This window comes from Halomicronema hongdechloris C2206 (assembly GCF_002075285.3).
GTDB classification, from domain to species: domain Bacteria; phylum Cyanobacteriota; class Cyanobacteriia; order Phormidesmidales; family Phormidesmidaceae; genus Halomicronema_B; species Halomicronema_B hongdechloris.
The window spans coordinates 4,310,416-4,335,479 of record NZ_CP021983.2; the positions used below are offsets into that span (position 1 = coordinate 4,310,416).

A 25,064-nucleotide genomic window follows, 5' to 3' on the forward strand; every position below is an offset into this window, starting at 1 on the left:
ATGTGTCCGTCTCTTGAAGAACGCCACCTATCGCTTACTATAGGTGGTTGTGTTTGCCCACAGGAGTCTCCCTTGCATACCCCCCCTGCCTCTGCTCAGACCTGGAGCCATCGATTCGATACGGCTCTGCACCCTGCGATCGCACAGTTCAATGCCAGCATCGGCTTTGATATGACGTTGATCGAATACGACCTGACTGGCTCCCAGGCCCATGCCAAGATGCTAGCCAAGACGGGTATCATCAGCCCAGACGAAGGCGAAACCCTGGTCAAAGGCCTAGAGACCATCCGTCAGGACTATCGTCAGGGCCAGTTTCGTCCTAGCATTGAGGCCGAGGATGTCCACTTTGCCGTCGAGCGCCGCCTGACAGAATTGGTGGGAGAGGTTGGCAAAAAGCTGCACACAGGCCGGTCTCGCAATGATCAAGTCGGCACGGATATTCGACTATATCTGCGGGATCAAATCATCCGATTACGTCAGCAACTCAAGCAGTTGCAGGCGGTTCTTTTATCCCTAGCCGCACAACATATCGATACATTGATCCCTGGCTACACCCATCTGCAGCGGGCCCAGCCCTTGAGCTTGGCCCATCATCTGCTGGCCTATTTCGAAATGGCCCAACGGGACTGGGAACGGTTGGGGGATGTCATGGCCCGCGTCAATGTATCGCCCTTGGGCTGTGGCGCCCTGGCTGGGACAACCTTTCCCATTGATCGCCACTATACCGCCGAGTTGCTGGGCTTTGGTGGACTCTATGCCAATAGCCTAGATGGGGTGAGCGATCGTGACTTTGCCATTGAATTCGCCGCTGCCGCCAGCGTCATCATGGTGCATCTATCCCGCCTCGGGGAGGAAATTATTCTGTGGGCCTCAGATGAGTTTGGGTTCGTGCGTCTGAACGACAGCTGTTCCACGGGCTCGAGCATCATGCCCCAGAAGAAAAACCCGGACGTTCCGGAGCTGGTTCGGGGTAAGACAGGGCGGGTATTTGGCCATCTGCAAGGGTTGTTGACCCTGATGAAGGGGTTGCCGCTGGCCTATAACAAGGACTTGCAGGAGGATAAGGAAGCCCTCTTCGATACGGTCGCGACTGTGCAGGGCTGCCTAGAGGCGATGACGCTATTGCTGCAGCAAGGCATTGCCTTTCGGCCCCAGCGATTACAGCAGGCCGTGAGTAGTGATTTCTCCAATGCTACTGATGTGGCCGATTATCTGGCGGCCAAGGGGGTGCCCTTTCGCGAAGCCTATGACTTGGTGGGCCAGGTGGTGAAGACTTCCCTGGCGGCTGGCAAATTGTTGAAGGATCTCTCCCTAGAGGAGTGGCAGCAGATACATCCCGCCTTTGAGGCCGACATCTATGATGCGATCGCACCGCAGCAAGTCGTCGCCGCTCGCAATAGCTATGGCGGCACCGGCTTCGAACAGGTGCGTCATGCCCTGCAGGTGGCCCGGCGGCAGCTAGAACAGGCCTAGGCCATGAGTATCAGCCTCTGTTTAATCGTCAGAAACGAAGCCCAGACCTTGCCAGGCTGCTTGGCATCGGTCGGGTCCCTAACCGACGACATCATCGTGGTGGATACCGGCTCTACCGATGGCACGATGGCGCTGGCCCGTCAATTCGGCGCCCAGGTGTATTCCTACCCGTGGCACGACGATTTCGCGGCCGCCCGCAACCATGCCCTTCACCAGGCCAGCGGCGACTGGATCCTGGTGTTAGATGCCGACGAACGCCTGCACCCCCAGGGGGTTGCCCAGCTCCAAGCCTTAGATCAAGGGCGCCCCCTCGAGCACACCCCAGCCGCAGCAGTGCTACTGGTGAATCTGATCCGCCAAGAGGTGGGGGCCTTACAGTCGCCCTATTCCTTGGTGCCCCGATTGTTTCGCAATCACCTAGGCCTTCACTTTACTCGGCCCTATCACGAAACCGTGGAAGACAGCGTCACCCAGTTGCAACGACAACAGCCCCACTGGCAGGTGGTAACCCTGCCCGCGCTAGCCTTGACCCACAGCGGCTATACTCCGGCTGCCATCCAACAGCAGCAAAAATTGGAGCGAGCTCGCCGCATCCTGGAGCCCTATCTGGCCGCACACCCCGATGATGCCTACATCGGCAATAAATTAGGGGCACTCTATGGCCAAGCTGGAGACTGGGATCAGGCCCTAGCCCTATTGCAACGGGCCCGGACAACGGTGGCACCAGAGGACTCGGTTACCGGCTATGAACTGCAGTATCATCTGGGGCTGGCCTACCGTCATCGCCAGGATTGGGAGCAGGCAATCGCCCATTATCGTCAGGCTCTGGCAGTGCCCCTATTACCCGCTTTGAAGTTAGGGGCCCAGATTAACCTAGGCAGTGCGTTGAAGGCGCAAGGGCATCTACTCGATGCGATCGCATGTTTTCAGCAGGCCATTGATGTCGACCCTAGCTGCGCCGTCGCCTACTACAACCTAGGCTTGACCCAGCGGGCCAGGGGATATTTAGACGAGGCGATTGCGGCCTATCGGCAGGCTATCCGGCTCCAGCCAACCTACGCCGAGGCCCATCGCAACCTCGCCGTTGCCCTGTTCAAGCTCGGCCAGCTCCCAGAATGCCGCCAATCCTTTCGACGGGCCATCAAGCTTTACGACAGCACCCAACCCGCCGAGGCCCAGCGGTTACGGCAACAGGTCCAGGCCCTAGGGCTAGCCCTCGATCGCGATTAATAGCCTTATAGACTTGCACCACCCTTTCCTAGCGGTAGCGAGTATCCTCCCAACCAAATTGATGCCCCGATTGGGGAGACTTGCGCTGCCAACCCACGTCTGCGCCATAGGTGCCTGGCCGCCAATGGGTTCGATGAGATTTGGCGCCTGACGATGGTGTAGTGGATTGCCCGGCAATGCGACCCACTAAATACTTGACTCGCTTGACCACATCATCCCATGACAATTCTTCCTGGCGGAAAAGTTCTCGTAGGGCTTGCAAAGCTGCTTGAGCCTCGGCGTGATCACTCATCTTCAACGGTTCCGATAGTCGAATCGGATCAACCTGAACGGCAGCCAAGGCTTGGCGTACAGCCGCTCTGATTTGATTACGGAATTCTTTCTTAGCCTTATCGTACTGATGCTGCCAGCCCCTTTCGCTAGAGGCATAGAGGGAGGGTAAGCGGTTCAAGGCGTAGGTTTCTACTTCGACCCGCTTCACATATTTGGCGATGCGCGGCGGCAGCTCCTTCAGGTGCCGATCGACTTCTTCGGCCACCAGTAGTTCCATCACATTGACATAGGACCGATGAGGAGGCGCTTGCGTAATAGCCATAGGCCACCTTAATGTTGAGTCAAACAATCGCAGGCTCAGTCTGCTTCAGCATGCTGCAAAGATTCAGTCGCCCATAGTGCTAACCGCCTAGAAACTTCTGCACAATTATGGTCGCGGTGGAGATGCGATCGCATCCCCTAGCAGCCACTTCCTGACAGTCACAGCATTAGCCAATACCGCAAATCGAACTCGGAACCTAATGGGAGACTGATGCGAACACCTACCAAAGCAGATTGAGATAAGGCCCTGATGGTAACAATGACAGTAGATATTATCTTATTGTGGCAGATGAAAAACTTTCTCCGCAACTTTACGTAGGAATAGCTGCCTTTGGCAGAGGACGGAGGGCGGAAAAGGGAGGACGGAGAGCGGAGATGGGGGGGTGTATAGCCTAACGGCATTCAAGAAAGGCGGAGCCTGCCTGAAGGGCTTAGGGGTGATGGGGTGATGGGAAGTTTTGAATTTTGAATTTTGAATTTTGAATGGTTCGACTACGATTGCCCCTGCGGAGCCGCTGTCGCGCTTGGCGAAGCCGTTCGGCCGAGCTCAGGCCGAGGCCTGGCTGAAAGCCATACACCACAAGCGGTTCGGCTCCGTTGCTCCTGTGGAGCCGCTTTGCGAACACCACAAGCGGTTCGCCCTGGTCATCGGAGTCCGAGGGGAGCGTAGGGGAAAGGATGAAAGCAGAAGGAAGAAGGCAAAAAGTCCATCGTGTCCCCGCTGATGCAATGCGATCTTGAACGACCAACCGACAGGCTTTTCCGCGGGGTCCAGGGCGGCGGAACGCCCTGGTCGTAGGAGTCCGAGGGGAGCGTAGGGGAAAGGATGAAAGCAGAAGGAAGAAGGCAAAAAAGTCCATCGTGTCCCCGCTGATGCAATGCGATCTTGAACGACCAACCGACAGGCTTTTCCGCGGGGTCCAGGGCGGCGGAACGCCCTGGTCGTAGGAGTCCGAGGGGAGCGTAGGGGAAAGGATGAAAGCAGAAGGAAGAAGGCAAAAAAGTCCATCGTGTCCCCGCTGATGCAATGCGATCTTGAACGACCAACCGACAGGCTTTTCCGCGGGGTCCAGGGCGGCGGAACGCCCTGGTCGTAGGAGTCCGAGGGGAGCGAGATCCCCTCGGGTGAGTACTCTGGCTTGGAAAACCAAGTGCGGTCTTATCGAGATCCAGTACTCCTAACTGACAGGCCCTACTACGGAGTCCAGGGTAGTTCGACTGCGGGAGCCGCTGAGGGCAACGCACTCGCTTGCTTCAGGACCTTACGTAATCACTAGCTCAGCCGGCAGACGCTTGAAGGACAAGCGCTCGTTTTCTACATCGACGAAGATGGTATCGCCTTCGCCGAATTCGGCTCTCAGGATGGCCTTGGCGATTTGAGTCTCTAGCTCCCGTTGAATCGCCCGCTTCAGGGGCCGAGCGCCATAGACCGGGTCGTAACCCACCTCAGCCAGAAAGTCGACGGCCGCATCGGAGAGGCGGAGAGCCATCTTGCGGTCTGCCAATCGCTGCTCCAACCGCTGAATCTGCAGTTTAACGATGTCGCGCAGCTGATCCCGACGCAGGGCATGGAAGATGATCATCTCATCTACCCGGTTGAGGAACTCGGGTCGGAAGTTGGCTCGCAGGGCATCTAGCACTCGCGATCGCATCTCGTCATACTGCTCATCGTCACCGGCCACATCCAGAATGTACTGGGAGCCGATGTTGCTGGTCATGATAATGATGCTGTTCTTGAAATCCACCGTATGGCCCTGGGCGTCGGTGACGCGACCATCGTCGAGGATCTGCAGCATGACATTGAAGACATCGGCATGGGCCTTTTCGATCTCGTCGAACAGGATCACCGCATAGGGACGGCGGCGAATCGCCTCCGTTAGCTGCCCGCCTTCGTCGTAGCCGACATAGCCCGGAGGCGCCCCGATCAGGCGAGAGACGGCATGCTTCTCCATGTATTCCGACATGTCGATGCGCACCATGGCCTCTTCGGTATCGAACAGGTAAGCCGCCAGAGCCTTAGCCAATTCCGTCTTACCGACACCGGTAGGCCCCAGGAAGATAAAGCTGGCCGTGGGCCGATTGGGGTCAGCCAACCCGGCTCGAGAGCGCTGAATCGAGTCGGCCACTGCCGTGACGGCCTCATCTTGGCCCACCACTCGCCGATGTAACTCGTCTTCCAGGGTCAGCAACTTTTGCATTTCCGACTGCACCAGCTTACTGACCGGAATGCCCGTCCACTTGGAGATGATTTCGGCGATATCAGCCTCAGTCACCTCTTCCCGCAGTAAGGTCTTACCGGTAGTCTGGGTTTCCTCCAGGTGGGTTTCGGCCTGCTGCAGCTCCCGTTTCAGGTCCGTTAATCGACCGTACTTCAGTTCAGCAGCCCGGTTCAGGTCATAGTCTCGCTCCGCCTGCTGAATCTCGATGTTGATGCGGTCGATTTCCTCCTTCAGGGCCTGGATTTGATCGATGACGTCCTTTTCCGACTGCCATTGGGCGTTGAGGGCACTCTGCTGTTCCTTCAGATCGGCGACTTCCTTCTCCAGCCGCTCCAGGCGCTCCTGGGAGGCGGGGTCATTTTCCTTTTGCAGCGATAGGCGCTCCATTTCCAGCTGCAGAATCTTGCGATCCACCTCGTCCAACTCTTCTGGCTTGGAGGTGATCTCCATCTTCAGCTTGGCTGCCGCTTCGTCGACCAAGTCAATGGCCTTATCGGGCAAGAAACGGTCAGAAATATAGCGAGTAGACAGGGAAGCCGCCGCCACTAGAGCACTGTCGGAGATTTTGACGCCATGGTGGACTTCATAGCGTTCTTTCAGGCCCCGCAAAATGGAAACAGTATCTTCCACGCTGGGCTGATCCACGAACACCTGTTGGAAGCGACGTTCCAGGGCGGCGTCTTTCTCGATATATTTACGATATTCGTCTAGGGTGGTGGCGCCGATGCAGCGCAACTCGCCGCGGGCCAACATCGGTTTCAGCAAGTTACCGGCATCCATGGCTCCTTGGGTGGCCCCGGCTCCAACGACGGTATGGATCTCATCGATGAAGAGAATGATTTGCCCCTTGGAGTCGGTGACCTCCTTCAACACCGCCTTGAGCCGCTCCTCAAACTCCCCTCGATATTTGGCCCCGGCAATCAGGGAACCCATATCCAGGGCAATCAGCTGCCGATCTTTGAGGGATTGAGGCACATCGCCACTGACCACCCGTTGGGCCAAGCCCTCGGCAATGGCCGTCTTTCCCACCCCCGGTTCACCAATCAATACCGGGTTGTTTTTAGTGCGGCGCGAGAGAATCTGGATGGTGCGGCGGATCTCATCGTCCCGGCCAATCACCGGGTCTAACCTACCCTCTCGGGCGGCCTGGGTCAGGTCCCGGCCATATTTGGTCAGGGCTTCGTACTTGCCTTCGGGGTTTTGATCGGTCACTTTCTGGTGGCCTCGAATTTGCTGAATGGCGTCTTTGAGTTTAGCGTCAGTAATCTGAAAGTCCTGGAAGAGGGTCTTGCCGAAGCGATCATCTTTGGCGTAGCCCAGGATTAAATGCTCGATGGAGATATAGTCATCGCCATAGGATTTGCGATGGGCTTCGGCCCGATCGAGCAGGGTGTCGAGGGAACGGCCCAGATACACGGAGCCGCCACTGCCAGAAACCTGAGGCTGTTTCTCGATGAAGGTCTGGGTACGATCGCGCAGCTGTTGACCATTGACCCCCAGCTTAGCGAAGATGCTAGCGGCTAGCCCTTCTTGCTCCAGCAGGGCCATCATCAGGTGTTCGCTTTCGATCTGCTGTTGTTTGGCCTGCTTGGCAATGTCTGGGGTGCGTGCGATCGCACTCCAGGCTTTGTCGGTAAATTGATTGGGATTGGTCGGTTGCATCGGCCTTCCCCCCCTTAACGCGTAATCGGCTCGTGATCTAGTGACTGTGTCTGTCCGCCTGGCTCGGGTGAATGCCTTAGGATCTAGAGTCCAATCAGGGGTTAAGGGTTGAGCAATTGAGTTCAGTGATCAATTCAACTGTCAAACCTAAGCGCTTAATACTCACCGACTCCTGCCAGCATCCTTCCGGGCGGATTAGACGTGATTATTTTGCATTGTAAGCAGTCATGACGACAGCTGGGGATCGGTGTTTACGAGTTTTGCCGGCGGGTTACACCCCCTACCGAAATTTCAATTTGCGACCGGCATGGAGACACATTTTCAGCAACACCAGTCCCTCTTTCACGTGGGCAATGTTCGACTCTCCATAGCGTCTAGGCTGATAGCGAATCGGTACTTCCACAATGTGTAAATTTAGCTTAGCCGCCCCAAACAGCAGATCGAAATCCCCGAAGGGATCGAAGTCCCCGAAGTAATGGCGGCCGGCGACAATGCGTTCATAATCGTGACGCCACAGCACTTTAGTCCCGCAGAGGGTGTCCTTCAATGGTTGTTCCAAGAGAAACGAAAACAGCTGGGCGAAGATCTTGTTGGCCAAGGTATTAATCCAGGGCATGGCCTGCCGCGAGCGGGGGTAGACCAGGCGGGAGCCGTTGATAAATTCCCCCCGCCCGGACGTAATCACCTCGACGAAGTGGGGCAGATCCTCTGGCGGCACCGTCAGATCGGCATCGAGGATGAGCAAAATCTCGCCGCTGGCCTCGGCAAAGCCCAGCCGCACGGCATCGGCCTTGCCCTTGCCGCTCTGTTGTAGGGCCTTCAGGGTAAATGGCCCCCGATAGTGCTGTAGTTGGGCTTGAATGGCCGGCCAGGGGGGACCTGGGAGTGCCCTTCGACGAAAATCACCTCGGTATGGCCCTCGGTACGTGCGATCGCATCGGCAATATTTCCAGCCTCATTACGGGCCGGCATAATCACCGAACAGCTAGGGAGGTCAAGGGGCAAAGGTGCTGGGAGGCACTACATAATTGGTGAGGCAGAGACGCTTCAGGAGGGGCAACGGGGCCAGATAGCGATTCACCCACCCCGATAGGCCAGGAAGGCGCTTGGGCAGCAGCAAGCGGTGGCCTTGCTTCAGGGGAATATAGCCGGTGATGCCAAGGAGATTGCTCACATCTGCTCGAGACAGCCAATTCTGGGGGGGTTGAGGGCGACGTTGGCCAATGGTTTCAGCAAAGCGCAAGATCGGCTCCCACATGTAGTTGTGAAAACTGAGCACCAAACGGGTGCGACGATGGCAGACGGCCTGCAATCGTTGCAACACCGACTGAATATCGCCCAAGTAGCCCAGAGCCCCCGCCACCACGATGTAGTCAAAACAGCGGTGAGCAACGGCTAGATCCTCCACCGTCAAGATCTCGGCATCCAGGCAGTAAAAGGTGAGCTGGGGATATTTCTGCCGGGCAATCTCAACGACTGCGGAGGCAATGTCGAGGCCCACGCCCAGACTCGGGGCCAGAGCGTGGAGCAGGTCGCCGGTGCCACAGCCTATTTCTAAGACCCGACTGCCAGGGGGAATCACCTGCTGATGCAGTTGCTCTAAGTCGCGATAGTAAAGGCGATTGCGCTGACTCCAGCGATCCAGATCGGGGGCTAAGCGGTTGAAGTAGTCGCGAATTTCTGCCTTGAAGCTAGTCTTAGGGGCAGCACTAGGGGGAGCCGATAGGGTCACGAATAGGCACTCACTCAACGATGGACCGGGGGCCTACTTACTTAAGTGGTCCCCAGCAAAAGCATGGCTAGCATTTTCCCACAAACGCTAGCTTAGGAAGTTGCGCCTAAAAAACATCCCATCTCCCCACCCTATGCCTTCCAGGCAGGCTTCGCCTACGACTTCGCTCAGGGCAAGTCTCCCCATCTCCCCTCAATAGGTACTTTATCTTCACGCGAATCCCCTATCTATCCCCGCCATCGGGTAGCCTAGTAAGGCGTCTGTTAGATGAGCCATGACCACCCGCAGCCAGCGCGAACGAGAGCACTTTGATCAACTGGCCGAGGAGCTGGGCTCGGTCTGGTGGGGCTCGGTAACCACCGCCGGCCAGCTCCGTATTGATCAGCGGGGGGCCCTGGCAGCTCGCCATGGTCACTTGGCGCCAGGGAAGCGAGCCCTGGAACCGGGGGCGGGCAATGGCGAGTTTACCCTGCGGTTAGCCCAGTCCGGGGCAGATATCACGGGCATCGAGATCGCCCCCAAGCAAGTTGCGATCGCAAGCCGACGGTTAGCCTCATATACCAATGCCACCGTCATCGAGGGCGATGTCGGCCATCTACCCTTTCCGGAGGCCAGCTTCGACGCCGTGGTTGGCAATGCGGTGCTGCACCACTTCGACCCGAGCCAAACCCTGCCAGAGTTCTATCGAGTATTAAAGCCCGGCGGATACTGCTTCTTCACCGAGCCCAACATGCTCAATCCCCAGATTGCCGTGGAAAAGAACATCAAATGGATCGGTCGCCGCCTACAGAATTCTCCCGATGAGACCGCCTTCTTTCGTTGGCAGATCGCCCGGTTGCTGAAGCGCAATGGATTTCGAGAGATCTGGGTGCGTCCCTTCGACTTTCTCCATCCCGGCATTCCTGACAGTTGGATTCCAGCAGTGCAACGCCTGAGCAACCTACTCAGTCAGCTACCCCTGATTCGCGAGATTGGCGGCTCTCTACAAATCTGTGGTCGCCGTTAAGGGACCGGACTCACCAAGGCCCAACCCCGAACTGTTCCCAGTCGCCGCAACGTGTCGGGTATGGTGGGTACCGCCGCCTCACTCACCCAGGCAGAATGCCCCGCCGGAATCGCCGCCACCGAGGTCAGGCGCTCGCCCCAATGGGAGGTATAGAATGATGCCAGCACCCAAGTCTTGTGGTTAATGCCGGCCTGGGGAGCTAAGACGACATCGACGGTATGGTTGGCCAGGACCTCAGCCACCGCGGGTTGCTGGCAGAAAGCTTTCATGTCGGCGGAGTAGTTGCCCAAGAGTCCGCCGATCCCGGCCAAGCCAATGGCCAACCATGGTCCCAGAAACAGACTTAACAGCCAGGCCCGCACCGGCCGGATGCGAGACTGGCGAGACTGGTGATGCCAAGCCAACAACAGAGTAACCCAGCTCAGGCCCACTACCAGGGCTAAGCCACCATACCAGGTCAACTCTGGGCCCAGTTCCGCCGCTAAAAAGTTCAAAGGCCCCCACTGTCGCAGCAGAATGCCCAAGCCGATGACACTGACTACACTGCCGCTGAGGCCATAGCCATAGCTGGTTAGGGCCAGGGGTAGGCGCGATGCCCCCGGCCGGGTCCAACCCCGCATCAACTCAGCCAGGATGTACCCCCCATAGAGGGCGAAGAAAGGATAGAGCTGTAGGGTGTAATAGAGGGTCTTAGTGGGAAATAGCTGTAGTTGTAATAGTAGTAGTGCCGGATAGCCCAGCAGCAACCATTTATGCCCGATCAAGGGCTGCCGGCATAGCTTGATGATTCCCCACAGCACCAAGGGAGTCCACGGCAAGAGATTGGCTGGAATATTCCAGCCATAGTACCAAGGGCCGACCCCATGGTAGTCACCAGCGGCGGCTATCCCTAGGGTGCCAAAGATCTGTTGGAAAGGAACTACTCCGTGGGTCGTCCACAGCTGCCCAAACCAAAGCAGGACCAGACCTATCCCCAGGCCCAACCCCAAGTAGAGCCCCGGGTTGTGCCAGTGGCGATGCTGGCGGTGGTTCAAGATCAGGTAGGGCAGCAGTGCGATCGCAGCTAACGCCACCATGAACCCCTTCACCAAAAAGCCCAAGCCCAGCCCCAAGCCCGCCAATAATCCCCAAACCCAGCGTTGAGGCCCCTTCCGTTCTGCTTGCAGCAGCGCCCAAATCATGATCAATTCAATCGCAACCAGGGGCATATCCTGGGTAGCCATATGCCCATATTGATTCCAGAGAATGAATGTACTCAGGCATAGCGCCGACAACCAGGCTGCTTGACGATGTAGCAGGCGGTAGCCAATGGCATAGGTGAGACAGACGCTAAGCAAACACGCCACCATACTGGGGATACGGGCCGTTACTTCACTGATGCCAAACAGGCTATAGGCAGTGGCAATGAGCCAATGGATCCCCGAGGTCTTGTCATACATCAACTGCCCCCACCAGCGAGGCGTGAGCCAGTCCCCTAATCGCACCAGTCCCATGGCCAAAGTGGCATACCAGCCCTCGTCATGGGCCATCAGGCTAGCATGCCAGTTACTGGCCAGCAGCAACACCCCCTGCCAGCCCAGCAATCCAACGAAAATCCATCCCCTAGGAGACTGCGTCAGTTTCATCACCAAGACTCCGAGGAACACTTACCCGTTCGGCCAAGGGAGTGTCCACAGCTATCAAGACATTACACAGGAAATAGCCCCGGATCAGGGTATTCCTGCCATGCCACTCTAGTCATCCGCCAGACTATCACCAATCGTTGACAAGGGCGCCAAGACCGTCAGTCCCTGGGAAATACATTCAATATCAACTGGCGTCATCCCAAAAATATCACCGTCAACCACCACTTTTTGAGGAGGGTCAGTGTCAATGCGAATGCGCCGGGTGCGAAGCCGGGTAATCTCATCATGGTCGCTGGGGGTATTCACCAAAGCCGAGGTAAACAGGCTGGTCAAGGCATTGATGCTCTGCAATGGGCTCTTACTAGTGGAAATCGTCACATCCAGGAGGCCATCATCAAACATGACCTGACCAAAACCCTGGGCCAACACCGACGTAGGTGGTGCCGCATTGGCTACAGTGATGGCGCCCGTCGTCACCTCCGTAGACTTATTATCCATCTCCACAGATGCCTGAAAGGGCTCAACGCCACCCACTTGTTGCATCCCAGCCAGAATATAGGCCAAGGGGCCAAGACGAGCCTTCAGGTCACGATTGGCCCGCTCTACCATATTGGCCTCAAAGCCAATACCTGCTAGCAAGACCATCGCCTTGCCATTACACCGAGCCACGTCTATCAAACGAGTGCTACCCGCCAAAATAGTGGCGCAGGCATCTTGAAGATTGGTTGGAATCCCCAACGCCACTGCAAAGGCATTGGCCGTCCCTCGGGGAATTACCCCCAAAGGCGTTGTCGTCTCAGCCAATCCACCAGCCACAACCGATACCGTACCGTCTCCCCCAGCCGCAATAATCAGATCTGTTCCTTGCTCCAGAGCCATCTGCACCTGCTGGGTCAGATCACGATCTGGATCCGTATAGATAACATTCAGTTGTATTTGGGGCTCAAGCAGTCGGCTAATCAAGGCGAGATCATTGTCAGGATTTCCCTGACCCGCCACGGGATTAAAGATCAAATGCCCTACCCGAGCCTTATTCAACTGAGTCAATACTGCTTCGGCTGTGGCCAAATTCGTTGCCAGGGGCACATTGTGCACCTCGCAAATCCGCAGCAACGCCTGGATATCGGGTTCGTGGGGCTGAGCGTATAGGGGATCAATTAAAAACACCACAGCAGCCACGCTGCCCTCAACCACTCGGGCTGAAATCTGGGCATCTCCCCCCAGGGGGCCTGACTGCATCCGCTCAACGGTCAGAGCCGCCTCCGCTTGAATGCGCTGCCCCGTCGTCCCCGTGGCGATCACGTGATAGCGACTCAAGATAGCCTTAAAGCGTTGAGCGAAGGCCACCATATCATCTTTCTTACCATCATGGGCAATCAGTGCCACACTGGTCGGCATGGAAACAGGAGCCCGGAAGTAGGATTCCTATAATCCTACTGCGTGGTCACAGTTGATGGGGCATCTCGCAGCAGAAAAAAGATTACTGGAGCCTAAACGACAACGGTCACGATTCAGATGGTTCACTAGTCGCTTGGGCTACCCGACTACCAAAAAAGTCGATGCGGTACGCGGTAATCTGCACTCCGGTCTGCTCTTCAACCTGTTGTAGAATCTCCTGAGGAAGCTCTACATGAATATCAATAATTTGGTCTGTATCTAAGCAGTTGACGTGGCTATGAATATCGCTGACATGGCCATAGAGGCGACCATCGGAACGCTCTAAACACTCAATAATGCCTTGCTCAGAGAGCGCTTCTAAGTTCTGATAGACCGAGGTGTGGCCGATCTCTCGACCCTGGCGATTCAAGCGATCATAAATTTCTCGAGCCGATAAGTGCTCCTTGACCTGCCAAAGTAGCTCTAGGATATAGCGACGTTGACGACTGAGGCGCATGCCAAGGCTTTGACAGCGATCAATTGCCTCCTCTAGGGAGCGAATGGGTTTTGCCGTAACTTGATTTTGCATCCTAACTCTCTCTCCCGATGGACAGAGGAATCACTGCAGATACCCCAAAATGACGATCAATTATCAAAATTGCATGTTTAGCTGACAGCACTAGCACTAATGCAGGCCAGCACTCCTTCAGCGAACCCTGCGCACCTAAGCGTCAAGACTGTGCTAGACCCACTTCCTTCGGATCCCTAAACGCAGCTTAGGCGGACAACTCGATAAGCCATACTCAGTACCACTTTAGCTTGGAATCTTAAACACTGTCTATTGTTGCTTACCAGAGGACACCCTCATCCCTGGGGCATCCGATAGGAACTAGCCGCAGAGTCAGTCGATGTAGATTCAGTTGGCATAGACACCGCCGACTGGTCAGGGTTGGGCAGCGAAGATGTCGGCAACGCTTCATCGGCAATGGGAGATGGCATCTCCATGGCCGCGTCCACTTCCTCATGATCGAAGTTAAGGGTAGGGACAGCGGTCGATGGCAATCGCTCGCGATCAAGCCTGGTGACCTGAGGGGCAGTTTCTGCTTGCAGATCATCTACTGAAGCCGATGAGACGTCAGGGCCTTCCTGAGGAGATACCTCTACCGTCAAGGGATCTAGGGGAGTGGCAGAGCCAAGAGAGTCTGCAGGCACCGTTAAGGCTGAAGCGGCTTGATTTGAAGGCTGATCTTCTGAAGCCTGATCTAAAGACAAATCGAATATGATGTCGACATCTTCCTGGCTGGCATCTTCTTGGCTGAGGTCTGCCGCCAAATCCTGAGCAACTTTCATCGTCTCCTCAGGCGAGAATTCAGCCGTCGTTGTGGTAGACGGTTGACTCTGTCGCGACTGCGAATAATGCTCTAAGGCTTGGGCAATGGCTCCCATGCGTCGCTCTTGATCGCGGCTGATGGAATGGATATTGTTGCCTAAACCAGGAGCATTCCACCGTTGTGTATCCGGGTCAATAAATGCTCGAGTGCGAGCCCAGGCGATCGCCTCTTCACCTTCCATACCCAGTTGACGAGCTTTGGCGAGCCAACCAATGTAATCGCCCTCACCAATAGCAGCCCAAGGTGATTGATTGGCCAGATCAATGCCATTGAGCGTTTCTGCTAGGGTAAGGCTGAGACCAGCAGCTGTAGCCTTTTTGTTGAGGAGCTCCGTTTGTCGCTGCAATCGCTGCAGCTGCTTTTGGTCGGCTTCCTCTGGAGCATTGGCACCATGCTGATAAGAAAATGTGCCCAGATTCCAGACACCATTGCCTGGATCGCGATGACCATAATAAGCGGGTGTTCGCTGGCCAGCTGGAGTGCGCGTGCCCTCGGCACTGCCAACGGCTCGAGCCACAAGGGAATCTGTCCCGCCGTCAAACAACTGCGACCAAGAAGATGCTTCTGATTGAGGGGCGACTGCCGGATCAGCAGTCGAGCCTCCATCTGAGGTTTCAGCTGCTGCGACGACCTGGTTAGGTGGGGGCTTGAAGGTAAGGGCAATGGGGGCGGGGGCAGGCGGCTTCGGCTCCTGAGCGTCTGACTGGGAGGAGGGTGTGACCTGCTTGGGAGAAGGGGGCGCTGGAGGTAAATTGGCAGGGGTGTCTGCCTGGGAAGATTTCAAGGCCATGGTCGTGCTGCCATCGTAGACACTTGCCGGCTGCGTGCCCCAATTTCTAGCAGTTGGTGGGTTAGCTGCAGCAGACGGGATCGGTAGTGGTGCCTCAGAGGGATCTCCTGGAGTTGACTCTGTGGAGGCGGGGGCAGGCTTAGCCACGGGCTCGGCTGCAGACACCTCTGGTAAATCAAAGTTAAGCGCAATATCACTGGCCTCAGCAGTAGGGGTAAATAACATTGCGATGGTGCTGGTGGTCAGGCTAGTAGCAAACAGGATGTGAATTGGTTTCATCGCTCAAATATGGGGGCTGACAACGACATTCAAGGTCGGGCCGACTGTAAGGGCGGTTGCAGAGAACGTTCTAGGATATTGTTGGATGGTTCTACAATGGCCCAGGTGCCGTCCGGATGACGCCGCAAGGTGGCAAAATGCAATATTTCCCCTGAGCCCATCGTGTCTCCGTAGCGAACAGTACCCAGGTGAGGGCGACGCAGGCCGCAAAAGCGAAATAGGTAAGCCGGCACATCTGAACTGGAAAAGTAGACACAACTGGGCTGGCCAGCAGCAGGAGCTACCTCTCCATCAAACGGGGCATGAACTGAATCTCCTCCCAGCTCAATGGAAACATCACCTAACCCGGCTGATACTAAATAGCCGGCCACTCGATCTCCTCGGTCTAGCTCCCATTGCTGCTGTAGCACTACATGGCGGGCTGGTGGAGCAGTAGGTGTCGCTTGGCACCCACTCAGCAGGGCCAGCAGTGCAATCCCTAAACCAATAGAGATGCCATTGTTTCGCCTAAATGCGAATTTCGTAGACCAGCCCCATGTCATTATTCAAAACTGAATCGATAGCCAGCATATTCGTCTTTTTCGTAGAGAATTACGAGTCTCGTCTTGGGATCAAAAGCCAAGGGATAGGCCTCCCGCTCTGCAACCACTCCAGAACGGACTGTCAATTCTGGTAAGCGGCAATAGGGTGCGGAAACTATCTGACGCACCCGTTCTTTGGCGTCCCGCTCAGGGATTGTTAAGAGCTGGGCGAGTTGTTCTCGGGACAACTGAGCATTGGCCTGAACAATGGTCTCACACCCCTCAGTCGTGGTTGAGGTTGCTGACTCCTGTAGCCAAGAGCGCATCCCTTGAAAATCGAATAAAAGGCCGACCGTGGCAAATACCAGGCCACCAGCAATGAGAGGTGTCACGGATAGATGAGATGACGATTGACTAGATACCATGGCAGCTCCTTTATCGGGCAATAGGAAGTAGGCGAAGTCAAAAAAGGAGGCTCGCTACTAGAACCGACCACCTACGATTAATCCAGCAACGATTAAGAGGGTTCGATAGGCTAAGGTGATGTCGATGCGGGGGGCGAGGGTAGCTCGATAGAGCGCGAAGGTGGTGCAGGCAATCACAGCGACCACCACAAAAGACCACAATCCTGGATAGGCTGCTAACACCAGGTCTAGAGCTAAACGAGCAATTACCGCTCCAGCGAACCAGAAACAGATTTCTGTCCACCCGAGGGAGGCGGAACGACGACGATTGGAGGAGCGATGGTCAATTACCAAGACTGGTCTTAGCTTGAACCAGATGTCACGGATCAAACTCCATGGTTCTGCCAATAGGGTGCTTAGGCCCCAATCGTCCCATCCCGGCTGAGAAGCTTGACGATGCTCAGCGAAGGTGCGATCGCGCAGGGTCCGAGCCACATCATCGGCTTCTCGCTCTGGCTGATAGAGATCCGCCGGACGGTAGGACAGCACATAGGCGCCTTGGTCGTCCTGATTAACTTGGGCCAGGATAGCCGTGGCATAGTCGCATAGCGGTATCTCACCACGCCCCTGCTGCCGATGGATCCAAGCAACGCGCTCAGCGGCCCGTTTCATCTCTAACATGGCTTGCTCTTGCTGTTGAGACAGATCATTGATTCGATCGGCCATGCTCCGCAGTCGCTGCCAGTGCAGCATCAGATCCGGCGGTGATTCTAAAGGCAGGGTAGAGACTACCGCGTTAGAACTATCTGGCTGGGATGGAGGGGGTAGCGGGGCAGGGGAGGTCGTATATTCATGGCTAGCAGATCCATGGCTAGCAGATCCATGGCTAGTAGATCCATGGCTGGCAGATTCATGGCTGACAGTCTGATGCCTAGAACGTTGCTTCAACTGAGCAACCGTTGTGGCTAACTGAGCCAAATGCGGTGAAGCTGCCGCTGCCGCAACTGGCGACGACTGAGGTGACGTCTCAATCTCTCCCCAATCTACAGGAGGGCTAGGAGTCGAGGCATAGGATTGGCGCTGCTGCTGCAACTTTTCTCGAATGGCTTGCAAATCCATATCAGACTCGCTCATGGCACAGGGGGCACTAGTAAAAGCATGTACTAGTTACTATACAGCTTTTTAGTACATGTGTACCACAAACTTCGGTAATGTGCCCTTAGCACACCGTGGCGGCAATGGACAGTCGGTCCATTGCCCTTCCCAGCTCCCTAGCTTCCCTTGTGGTCATCGTTAAACCGGTGCTGCAGCCTGCTAGTCTTGCCGTTCCACTAGTACTAGGTTTTCGGTTACTTTTTCGAAGGTATCGTCATGGCTAATCACGAAGAGCTGGCGGAAGGATTTGATGCGAGCGATGGCTTCCGCCAAGCTTTCTCGTCGAGCTCGATCCATATTGGTGGTGGGTTCATCAAAGAAAGCCACATCAATATCGGCTAAGACTTTGAGCAGGGCTAGGCGTACGGCCAGGGCAGCACACATCTGTTCGCCACCGGACAAATTTAAGAAACGACGGCGATGGGGCCCCTCTTGGACCTGAATCTCGTAATCTCGGGTCCAATCGAGGGCAATGTTGGGTCGGTTCAACAAGTCTCGCAAGAGTCGATCGGCTTCCCGGGTAATCTGCTGGACATAACGCTCAGTAATGCGTGGCCCGGCCTCTTTGTAGGTTCGACGGGCGACATTGATAAAGCGACGAATGCGATCGCATCGCTTCCGATCAGCCAGGGTGCGATCGCGGCGGGCCGCCACCTGCTTCAGGTCAGCAAGCTGCTGCTCCAACTCCTGTAGACGCTGCCGTTGCTGAGGCAGACTGCCGCCGAGGCGATCGACCTGAGACTGCAGCTCTCGATGGCGCTGTTCGATCTGGGCCAACTGCTGTGGGTCAACCCGCTGCTGCTGAGTTTGCAGTTGCTGCTGCACCCGAGCTAACTGGCTCTGATCAGCCGTCAACTCCGCTTGGGCCTGCTGCAACTCCGCCGCTACCCGAGGCTGGCGTTGGGCCTCCTGCTGATGCTGTAGATATTGATGATAGCCGGCCTGATGAGTCGCCTGAATCTGCCGCTGCTGTTCTATGGCATCGTCTAAATCAGCAAAGGCCTGTAATTGCCGCTCCAGGTCTTTGAGGGTTTGCTGTAACCGCGCCTGGGTCGCCTGCATCTGGTTGTACTGCCGCTGCACCTGAGGCCGCTGCTGTAAGGATCGCTGCAGCACTTGGCCTTGCCCCCTAGGATCTTGCAGGGCAGCCAGAGCCGCCGTCAGATCCGATTGCTGCTGGTTCAAGGGGGCAGTGGCAGCCAGGGTTTCTGCCAAAGTAGCCAGGGTAGTCTGGAGCTGGGCCTGGTCAGCCTGGAGCTGCTGCTGTTGTTGTTGTTTCTCAGGCAGTTGGGCCACCGCGGCCTGCTGTCGATAGCGTTGCTGTACCTGCTGCTCCAGAGCTGTCAATTGCTGAGTCAAGATGTCGGGGTCAGTCTGCCCTTGCAGATCCGCCAGAATCTCCTGCAGGGCCTGCAGCATGTCCTGATTCAAGGCCAACCCCGTCTCCAAGGCTTGCTCTAGGGAAGTCACTGCCTCTTGGGTCAGCAACGGTAGACTCTGCTGCAGTGAGGCCATCAGGGTCAAGACGGCCTCCACCTGCTGCCGATAGTCCTGGTGACGGGTCTGATGGCGATCGACTAACTGCCGCAGATCGGCCTCAAATTGCTGGGCTGCCTCGAGACGGCTCAGGTGTTGGCGGATGCGATCGCATCGCTGCACCAACTCTGGCAAATCCTGCAACTGTGCCTGTTGAGTCTGCAGGGCATCTATCTGCTGCTGCACCTGAGTCAGGCGGCTCTCCAGGGTCGTCAATTGTCGCTGGGCCGCCTGGTGTTCCAAACGAGCTTGCTGCAGCTGTTGCAACTGCTGATTGACCTGGTTCAGCTGCGTCTCCACAGTTTGCTGCTGCTCAATGGCAGGCTGTAGTTGCTGCAACTCCGCCTCAGTCCGAGAAAAAGACTCCAGCTGCAGCTCTAACCGCGTCACCTCCGCCTGGTGCTGAGTCACCTGCCCTTGACACTGCCGATGCTGGCTGTCCAACCGTTGTCGAGCCTGATAGCGCTGATTCAGCTCGCCTAAAGTTGCCTCAGCTCCCTGGTAGGCCTCATAGGCCGACCGCTGAGTCTCACAGATCGCCACTGCCCGATTGGCCTGCTCCAGGCCCTGTTGCAATAGCTCCAAGGACCGTTCCCGTCCAGTCATTTCTGAGGTCAGAGTCTGGGCCTGGGTCTGCAATGCCTGCAACGCATCAACCTCCGCCTGGAGTTGTTGCCGTTGTGTCTGCAACGCCGTCAAATCAGTCGTCAGCTGCTGCAGCCTAGCCTCATCGGCCTGAAGTTGGGCTTGGGCCTGGTGATGGCGCCGCTGCCACTCCGGCCAAGCCTGCAACTGTTCCTCGTACTGGGCTAGATCCCGCTCTAGGGCTTGCACCTGGGCTTCGGCATAGCGCCGCAGGCCATTCAGCTGCTTGTATACAGCCTGATACTCATCTACCTTGAGAATCTTGTCGAAGACCCCCTTGCGCTCCGCCGTCGGCAACAGGAAATCGGCCGTAAAGGTGCCCTGGGGCACGCCAATGGTGCGGGCAAACAACTGGGCTAGATCGGTTCCCGCTGGTACCCCCAAATGCTGCCGCAGCCACGGCATGACCTCATCTTTAATGCGGCTGTAGGGCAGCCGTTCCTGCAATTGCGGATCATAGAGGGTATAGCCCCGGCTGGTGCAGCGCTGCACCTCGTAGGTGCGGCCATCCAGGGCCGAGACCAAGCACACCCGGGCCTGGGCACTGCTGCTGCCATTGCGAATCAAATCCTCCTTGGCATAGTCTCCCTGGTAATTAAAGAGCACCCAGGCAATGGCTTCTAGAATGCTGGTCTTACCGGCCCCATTCTGGCCGCAAATGGCGTTGGTACCCGGCTGAAACTCGACGTGACGATCCCGGTGGGTTTTGAAATTGGTCAGGGTGACAGAGAGAATTTCCATAGGGGACAATTAACCAAGGGGAATTCCCTCCTCAGGATACTGATTTCCTGGCTCTCCGTCCTCTGTCCTGCCTGGGCCCCCACCTCTACAAAGCAGTGCTTTCTCCTGGCCAGATAGGATGGCTCAGCTCCTCTGTTTATAGGCTTCTTATAGGCTTCACAGGCCCGTTTCCCTTCCCCTCGGCAACCCGCGGCGCTCGGGCCATCTATGATCGGCTCTGCAGCAGCAACAGCAGGCTGCGGCGCTGCAAGTCTGTCTGGGCCATCACAATCGCCCGACTCAAACTGCGGCCAGTCAAGCTACCGGCTGAGGATTCGGCAGCCAGAGCCGTATCTGCCTGGGAAAACAGCCCTGGGATCCAGGAAGTTGCCCCATCTTCTCGGGGGGTCAGCGATAGGGATAATCCCCCCACTACAGCCAGGGGAAGCATCGTCGCCACCAGGGCCGTCCGCACCCGTTGGTAACGGCCGCTGCGACGGCTGTGACGAACATAGTCTTGGGCTAGGGTCGACAGCCAGGTGCGATCGCACTGGAGCAGTTGCTCCGCCTGCTGCAGCCGCGCCCTAGTCAGTAAATATTCTGGATGGTGGGTGTACCCCGCCTGGCGCCATTCCTGGGCCGCCGCGTCCAGCCGCCGCTTCTGGCGCAAGATGTCACGATTGTCCTGCAACCAGCCCTGTAGCAAGGGCCAGTGGCGAATCAACGACTCGTGAACGATTTCTAAGGTTTGATCGAGCTGCAGGGGGGTCTCCATGGCCTGGTCAGCCCAGAGATGCCCTAAGGTCAAGCCAGCATTGTTCTGGCTCCGCCAAGCAATTTGCGGTAGATGCACCCCAGGGGACGGATGCTGGCGCTGCCGAGCACCGGCATGGTTTACTACCACTAGTCGGGCCGCTACCAGCTTTTCCAGCGTTCGCCCGATTAAGTCGGTGGAGAAATCTGCGTTGATCAGCTCTTCTGTAAGGGCACGGCGGCGGGTATCGTCTCCCCCTTCCCCCAGTTCACACAGGGCCAGAAAGATCCGTTGGGCCGCTTGCTGTTCCTGGACCGGCAGGTCTTCATAGATAGTCGTCGCGTAGTGAGTCAAGACATGGCGAATGCCACCGAGTTCGGCGTAGGCTTCTAGGGTGAGCCTCGGCGCCTCGTCATCGGGATCAATCTGACGGGCCTTCCAGAGACTGCGTAGGGTCTGCTGCAGGAGAGGTAGCTCTCCCGGTGCCCCTACGACATCTAGCAGCAGGCTGTAAATCAGATTCTTGTCATAGGTCAGCCCTACCTTCTCAGCCGGTTTCGTGATCGCCAGCTTCATCTGCTCGTAGTCCAACGGGGCGACAGCCAGGGTGTGGCGTCGCACCAGTTGCCTAAAGTCTGGGTAGTCGTTGAAATGTCCTAGGGCATCGGCACGCAGGGAAATCACGATCCGCAGGGGCGCCTCACTGGCTTGGCTGGCGCTTACCAACTGTTGGATGAATAAGTCCCGACAATGACGGATATCTTCGGTGTCAGGGCCCTGAAAAATTTGCTCCAGGTCGTCGATAATCAGCAACATCCGTCGATCGGGCCGTCGAGAGCCAGCCAAGCAGGCCCGTATCAGCTGGGTCAGTCCATCCTGGCCATTACAGAGAAACCGCTCGGCTTGCCGCAGTTGCTCTGCCCGCTCCAGCCCATCTGCCATGGGGTTGATAAATGCCTCGGCTAGGCAGCGCAGGGGCTCGTGATCGACGCTGACATATTGAATCTTCCAGTCAGTCCGCTCGGGGCGTTGACGCAGTTGATAGATCAGGCCGGCCCGCAGCAGGGAGGTTTTCCCACTACCCGAGGCTCCCACCACGGCACAGAAGGGCTGTTGGTATACCTTGTCGATCAACTGCTGGGTTAAGTCTTCCCGGCCGAAGAAATAGTCGCCATGGATATCGTCAAAGGGTTCCATGCCGCGATAGGGACAGAAGGCAAACCGTAATTGGCGCAGTCTTTCTAGGGCCGAGGTGGGCTTGCCTTGCACAATCGTGGTGTCTCCAGAGGCGCGAGTCAAGACGATTTCGCTGCCGGAGCTTTCGAAGAGGGGCTGTTGCAGTTCGCCTTTGAGCCGCTGACTAACCCGCTCAGCCAGATGATAGTTGCTGACAATGCCCCCATCCGTGCGGTTGGGGTTGAGCCCGGCCACCAAAGCAGCCGTGAAGACACTGTGGGCATTGTCTAAGGCTTCGTAGGCGGCTTCGTACTCCCGGGAGGCCGCCATAAATAGGCGGTCGGTGCCATCTTGGGCCCCTGGGTCAGCCTCTAGAAAGCTCATAAATTCGCCGCTGTGGCAACAGTCTAAAATCACGACCCGTTGCCGTACCGGACTCTCTTGCAGCAGTCGCCGCAGCCAGAATAGCGAGATGCCGTAGCGCCCTTGGGCCGGGTTGGTATCGCTGGTGGCTAAATAGCCCTCCCGCACCCCAGCATGGCGCTGTAAGCCATGGCCCGAGTAGTAAAACACGGCTGTGTGGGGAATGTTTTTACCGTTGGGCTTGAAGAGGTGTACCAAGGCCGCTTCTAGCTCCTCGGTGGTCACACCGGTCTGGAGACCCACCGAGGGCTTACCCGCGTGAATCACTTCGGGCAGTCGCCGGACTCGAAACTCTCCGTAGATTTGCAAGCAACTGGCCACGGCTTCAGCGTCTTTCGCTGGCGCACTCAATGATGGCAAGGCTTGGTAACTATTGATTCCTACAATCAGTGCATCCCGTGACATAATTCGCACCCCTTACAAGCGTCTAACCTTAATAAATAAAGTGAAGACTTTTAATGATGGCCACAGAAATCACCATGTGCAAAAGCGATTTTCGGGCCAAAACAACAAAGCATTTTCGGGCAAGGAATTCTATTTCCTATGGCTCATAACTACTTGAGACCAAACCTTTTTATCTTGAGTGATTGCAGTCACATTGAAGATTGATTTAGGTCACAGTCCCATTTGAGTTGCCATAAACAATCCCTTCATCCCTGTGATATCAAGATATCTGGGTTTTCATAAAAAACTTAAGAGGGGTAAGACCCTACATGTTTTGTCGATAGATTCGGGGAAAATACAATTTCTTTATCTCACCTTTAAATCTACCTCAGGAGAAACACGGATACGTTCGTAGAGCGATCAGCAAAAACCCTTAGTAAGCCCTTTTACAGGATTGATAATGCCAAGTAAGACAACCGCAATTAGACTTAATTTTGTCAACTCAAACCTTGATCATAAATCTTGCTTCAAGTCGGAAAATCAGTTGTTTTTGTTTGCTGGTTGTGTGAATAGACGCTGGGATACCTGAACAACCAGCGAATTTGTGCCTATCTGTGCCGATGCGATCGCATCTCCATAGCATCTCCATAGCAATCACTGACAGCTTTGGGAATACCGTGGATTACCCTCTAAATAGATACCGAGGGCACATCATGTTCGTTCCCCCTGACTTTGACGTCCGCTCTGTCGTTACTCCCTTGGGTACCATGGCGGCCGTGGTGCCTGGCCCAGAGGTGGTGCAGGCCGCCGATGATAGGCCATTGCTGGTATTTCTCCACGGCTTTGGTGGTGGCTCATCTCAATATGAGTGGTCACTGGTGTATCCAGCCTTCACCGCAGCGTATCGAGTGATTGCCGCCGATCTGCTGGGCTGGGGCGCCTCGGATCATCCCGCCCGTAATTACACCCTAGAGGACTATTTACAGTCCATTCGGGCATTCCTAGCCCAGGTAGCCGATGGCCGCCCCGTGACGGTAGTGGCTTCGTCGCTGACGGCAGCGATGATCGCACGGCTGGCCAAGACGCATCCTGAGCAGTTTCAAGCCTTGATTTTGGTAGCGCCTGCTGGTCTATCGGACTTTGGAGAAGACTACGGAAATAGCCTGATTGCGCAACTGGTGAGAATTCCGGTGCTCGATCGGGTGCTCTATGCCAGTGCCATTGCCACCGAAGTCGGGATTAGCAATTTCCTAGAACAACGGCAATTTGCCAATCCCAGCCGGGTGACCCCAGAAATGGTCAAGGCTTATCTAAAGTCAGCAACTCAGCCTAATGCTGAGTATGCAGCCTTGGCCTTTGTGCGCGGCAACCTGTGCTTCGACGTGGCTAAGGATGTGGCGACCTTGACGGTGCCGACGGTCTTGCTGTGGGGTGAGCAGGCTCAATTGACGCCAGTGGAGCTAGGCCGTCGCCTAGCCGCGCTCAATCCTGAGGCCATTCAGGCATTGGAGGTGATCTCGGCTGTCGGCCTCACCCCCCAGTTAGAACAGCCAGGGGTGACCATCGGGTTGTTGTATAAGTGGTTGCCTCGATTGCATGCTGCAGGTAGCAAAGATACCCACACAACTACTGCTTAACTGTCAGGAGGCAGTTAAGCAAGGACCAGAATATGCAGCTGGGGTTCAAAAGCCTGGTATAGCGTCGCAGAGCTTTGGGCCACGGGAGTTGCGCTGACGGGTAACGCTAATGCCCACCCAGAGGATAAACCATTTTACCTATGAGGCCACCATCTAGGCGAAGAGAAGAATCACGACCAAGAAGCCGAGAGTTCCAACTAAAAAAGCCGGTGTATCGTTGGACTGCTGAGGTTTAGATGGCGGATTCAGATCTCGCTTGAAGTCGCAGCTAAGGCATTGGTAGGTGCCATCTTTAGGGCTAACAATGCTGCGTTTTCCACACTTGGGGCAT

18 protein-coding genes are annotated in these 25,064 nt (G+C 56.2%); 4 read left to right on the forward strand and 14 right to left on the reverse strand.

Annotated features, from left to right (window positions below):
• Window positions 1-72 precede the first annotated feature (72 nt).
• Together argH and XM38_RS19575 are read left to right on the forward strand one after the other, a co-directional pair.
• Entirely contained in the window at window positions 73-1,473 is a 1,401-nt protein-coding gene (argH, locus tag XM38_RS19570) for an argininosuccinate lyase (RefSeq protein ID WP_225889365.1), read from the forward strand.
• 3 nt (window positions 1,474-1,476) lie between these two features.
• Complete coding sequence (locus XM38_RS19575) at window positions 1,477-2,703, forward strand: tetratricopeptide repeat protein (RefSeq protein ID WP_088430784.1); 1,227 nt, start codon at window positions 1,477-1,479, stop codon at window positions 2,701-2,703.
• Between the two features lie 28 nt (window positions 2,704-2,731).
• Here the strand turns inward: XM38_RS19575 and XM38_RS19580 are convergent, their stop codons facing one another.
• From XM38_RS19580 to XM38_RS27950, 5 genes are all read right to left on the reverse strand, one after another.
• Window positions 2,732-3,298, reverse strand: coding sequence for a late competence development ComFB family protein (locus XM38_RS19580; RefSeq protein WP_080810065.1), 567 nt, complete (start codon window positions 3,296-3,298; stop codon window positions 2,732-2,734).
• A 1,261-nt stretch (window positions 3,299-4,559) separates the two neighbouring features.
• A complete protein-coding gene (clpB, locus tag XM38_RS19585) occupies window positions 4,560-7,178 on the reverse strand; it encodes an ATP-dependent chaperone ClpB (protein WP_080810068.1) in 2,619 nt (872 codons plus the stop codon).
• 280 nt (window positions 7,179-7,458) lie between these two features.
• Entirely contained in the window at window positions 7,459-8,040 is a 582-nt protein-coding gene (locus XM38_RS27940) for a glycosyltransferase family 2 protein (protein ID WP_306441592.1), read from the reverse strand.
• Window positions 7,998-8,150 carry a hypothetical protein gene (locus XM38_RS27945; RefSeq protein WP_256995687.1) on the reverse strand — a complete coding sequence of 51 codons (153 nt, stop codon included), beginning with the start codon at window positions 8,148-8,150 and terminating at the stop codon, window positions 7,998-8,000. Before XM38_RS27945 ends, XM38_RS27940 begins: the two co-directional genes overlap by 43 nt.
• A gap of 22 nt (window positions 8,151-8,172) precedes the next feature.
• Window positions 8,173-8,910, reverse strand: coding sequence for a class I SAM-dependent methyltransferase (locus tag XM38_RS27950; protein WP_256995688.1), 738 nt, complete (start codon window positions 8,908-8,910; stop codon window positions 8,173-8,175).
• Window positions 8,911-9,184: 274 nt separating this feature from the next.
• Between XM38_RS27950 and XM38_RS19595 the strand changes: the two genes are divergently transcribed.
• Entirely contained in the window at window positions 9,185-9,916 is a 732-nt protein-coding gene (locus tag XM38_RS19595) for a class I SAM-dependent methyltransferase (protein ID WP_080810075.1), read from the forward strand.
• Here the strand turns inward: XM38_RS19595 and XM38_RS19600 are convergent.
• The 9 genes from XM38_RS19600 to XM38_RS19640 all read right to left on the reverse strand — a co-directional run bounded on the left by XM38_RS19600 (window position 9,913) and on the right by XM38_RS19640 (window position 23,117).
• Window positions 9,913-11,541, reverse strand: a complete 1,629-nt coding sequence (locus XM38_RS19600; RefSeq protein WP_137455182.1) for an ArnT family glycosyltransferase — start codon at window positions 11,539-11,541, stop codon at window positions 9,913-9,915. The two genes, XM38_RS19595 and XM38_RS19600, sit on opposite strands and share 4 nt — an antisense overlap.
• 108 nt (window positions 11,542-11,649) lie before the next feature.
• Entirely contained in the window at window positions 11,650-12,939 is a 1,290-nt protein-coding gene (mgsA, locus tag XM38_RS19605) for a methylglyoxal synthase (protein WP_080810081.1), read from the reverse strand.
• 106 nt (window positions 12,940-13,045) lie between these two features.
• Complete coding sequence (locus XM38_RS19610; protein WP_080810084.1) at window positions 13,046-13,507, reverse strand: Fur family transcriptional regulator; 462 nt, start codon at window positions 13,505-13,507, stop codon at window positions 13,046-13,048.
• A 275-nt stretch (window positions 13,508-13,782) separates the two neighbouring features.
• Window positions 13,783-15,378: a hypothetical protein gene (locus tag XM38_RS19615; RefSeq protein WP_088430786.1), complete on the reverse strand. Its 1,596-nt coding sequence runs from the start codon at window positions 15,376-15,378 to the stop codon at window positions 13,783-13,785.
• Between the two features lie 29 nt (window positions 15,379-15,407).
• Complete coding sequence (locus XM38_RS19620; RefSeq protein WP_080810088.1) at window positions 15,408-15,920, reverse strand: hypothetical protein; 513 nt, start codon at window positions 15,918-15,920, stop codon at window positions 15,408-15,410.
• The gene (locus XM38_RS19625; RefSeq protein ID WP_225889366.1) at window positions 15,920-16,291 is read right to left on the reverse strand and encodes a hypothetical protein; all 372 of its coding nucleotides are present in this window, start codon (window positions 16,289-16,291) and stop codon (window positions 15,920-15,922) included. The genes XM38_RS19620 and XM38_RS19625 overlap by 1 nt, the downstream gene beginning before the upstream one ends.
• A gap of 90 nt (window positions 16,292-16,381) precedes the next feature.
• Window positions 16,382-17,437, reverse strand: a complete 1,056-nt coding sequence (locus XM38_RS19630) for a hypothetical protein (RefSeq protein ID WP_137455183.1) — start codon at window positions 17,435-17,437, stop codon at window positions 16,382-16,384.
• A 180-nt stretch (window positions 17,438-17,617) separates the two neighbouring features.
• Complete coding sequence (locus XM38_RS19635; RefSeq protein WP_088430790.1) at window positions 17,618-20,380, reverse strand: AAA family ATPase; 2,763 nt, start codon at window positions 20,378-20,380, stop codon at window positions 17,618-17,620.
• Window positions 20,381-20,585: 205 nt separating this feature from the next.
• Window positions 20,586-23,117: an nSTAND1 domain-containing NTPase gene (locus XM38_RS19640; protein WP_080810097.1), complete on the reverse strand. Its 2,532-nt coding sequence runs from the start codon at window positions 23,115-23,117 to the stop codon at window positions 20,586-20,588.
• 692 nt (window positions 23,118-23,809) lie between these two features.
• Between XM38_RS19640 and XM38_RS19645 the strand changes: the two genes are divergently transcribed.
• The gene (locus XM38_RS19645) at window positions 23,810-24,733 is read left to right on the forward strand and encodes an alpha/beta fold hydrolase (RefSeq protein WP_080810098.1); all 924 of its coding nucleotides are present in this window, start codon (window positions 23,810-23,812) and stop codon (window positions 24,731-24,733) included.
• Window positions 24,734-25,064: the final 331 nt, after the last annotated feature.

Bases quoted from the DNA above. Each gene is read 5' to 3' on its own strand.
- XM38_RS19575 (WP_088430784.1), top strand. From the start codon at position 1,477: ATGAGTATCAGCCTCTGTTTAATCGTCAGAAACGAAGCCCAGACCTTG.
- XM38_RS19630 (WP_137455183.1), bottom strand. From the start codon at position 17,437: ATGAGCGAGTCTGATATGGATTTGCAAGCCATTCGAGAAAAGTTGCAG.
- XM38_RS19640 (WP_080810097.1), bottom strand. From the start codon at position 23,117: ATGTCACGGGATGCACTGATTGTAGGAATCAATAGTTACCAAGCCTTG.
- XM38_RS19645 (WP_080810098.1), top strand. From the start codon at position 23,810: ATGTTCGTTCCCCCTGACTTTGACGTCCGCTCTGTCGTTACTCCCTTG.
- XM38_RS19620 (WP_080810088.1), bottom strand. From the start codon at position 15,920: ATGACATGGGGCTGGTCTACGAAATTCGCATTTAGGCGAAACAATGGC.
- XM38_RS19635 (WP_088430790.1), bottom strand. From the start codon at position 20,380: ATGGAAATTCTCTCTGTCACCCTGACCAATTTCAAAACCCACCGGGAT.
- mgsA (WP_080810081.1), bottom strand. From the start codon at position 12,939: ATGCCGACCAGTGTGGCACTGATTGCCCATGATGGTAAGAAAGATGAT.
- XM38_RS19610 (WP_080810084.1), bottom strand. From the start codon at position 13,507: ATGCAAAATCAAGTTACGGCAAAACCCATTCGCTCCCTAGAGGAGGCA.
- clpB (WP_080810068.1), bottom strand. From the start codon at position 7,178: ATGCAACCGACCAATCCCAATCAATTTACCGACAAAGCCTGGAGTGCG.
- XM38_RS19595 (WP_080810075.1), top strand. From the start codon at position 9,185: ATGACCACCCGCAGCCAGCGCGAACGAGAGCACTTTGATCAACTGGCC.
- XM38_RS19580 (WP_080810065.1), bottom strand. From the start codon at position 3,298: ATGGCTATTACGCAAGCGCCTCCTCATCGGTCCTATGTCAATGTGATG.
- XM38_RS27945 (WP_256995687.1), bottom strand. From the start codon at position 8,150: ATGCCGGCCCGTAATGAGGCTGGAAATATTGCCGATGCGATCGCACGT.
- XM38_RS19600 (WP_137455182.1), bottom strand. From the start codon at position 11,541: ATGAAACTGACGCAGTCTCCTAGGGGATGGATTTTCGTTGGATTGCTG.
- XM38_RS19615 (WP_088430786.1), bottom strand. From the start codon at position 15,378: ATGAAACCAATTCACATCCTGTTTGCTACTAGCCTGACCACCAGCACC.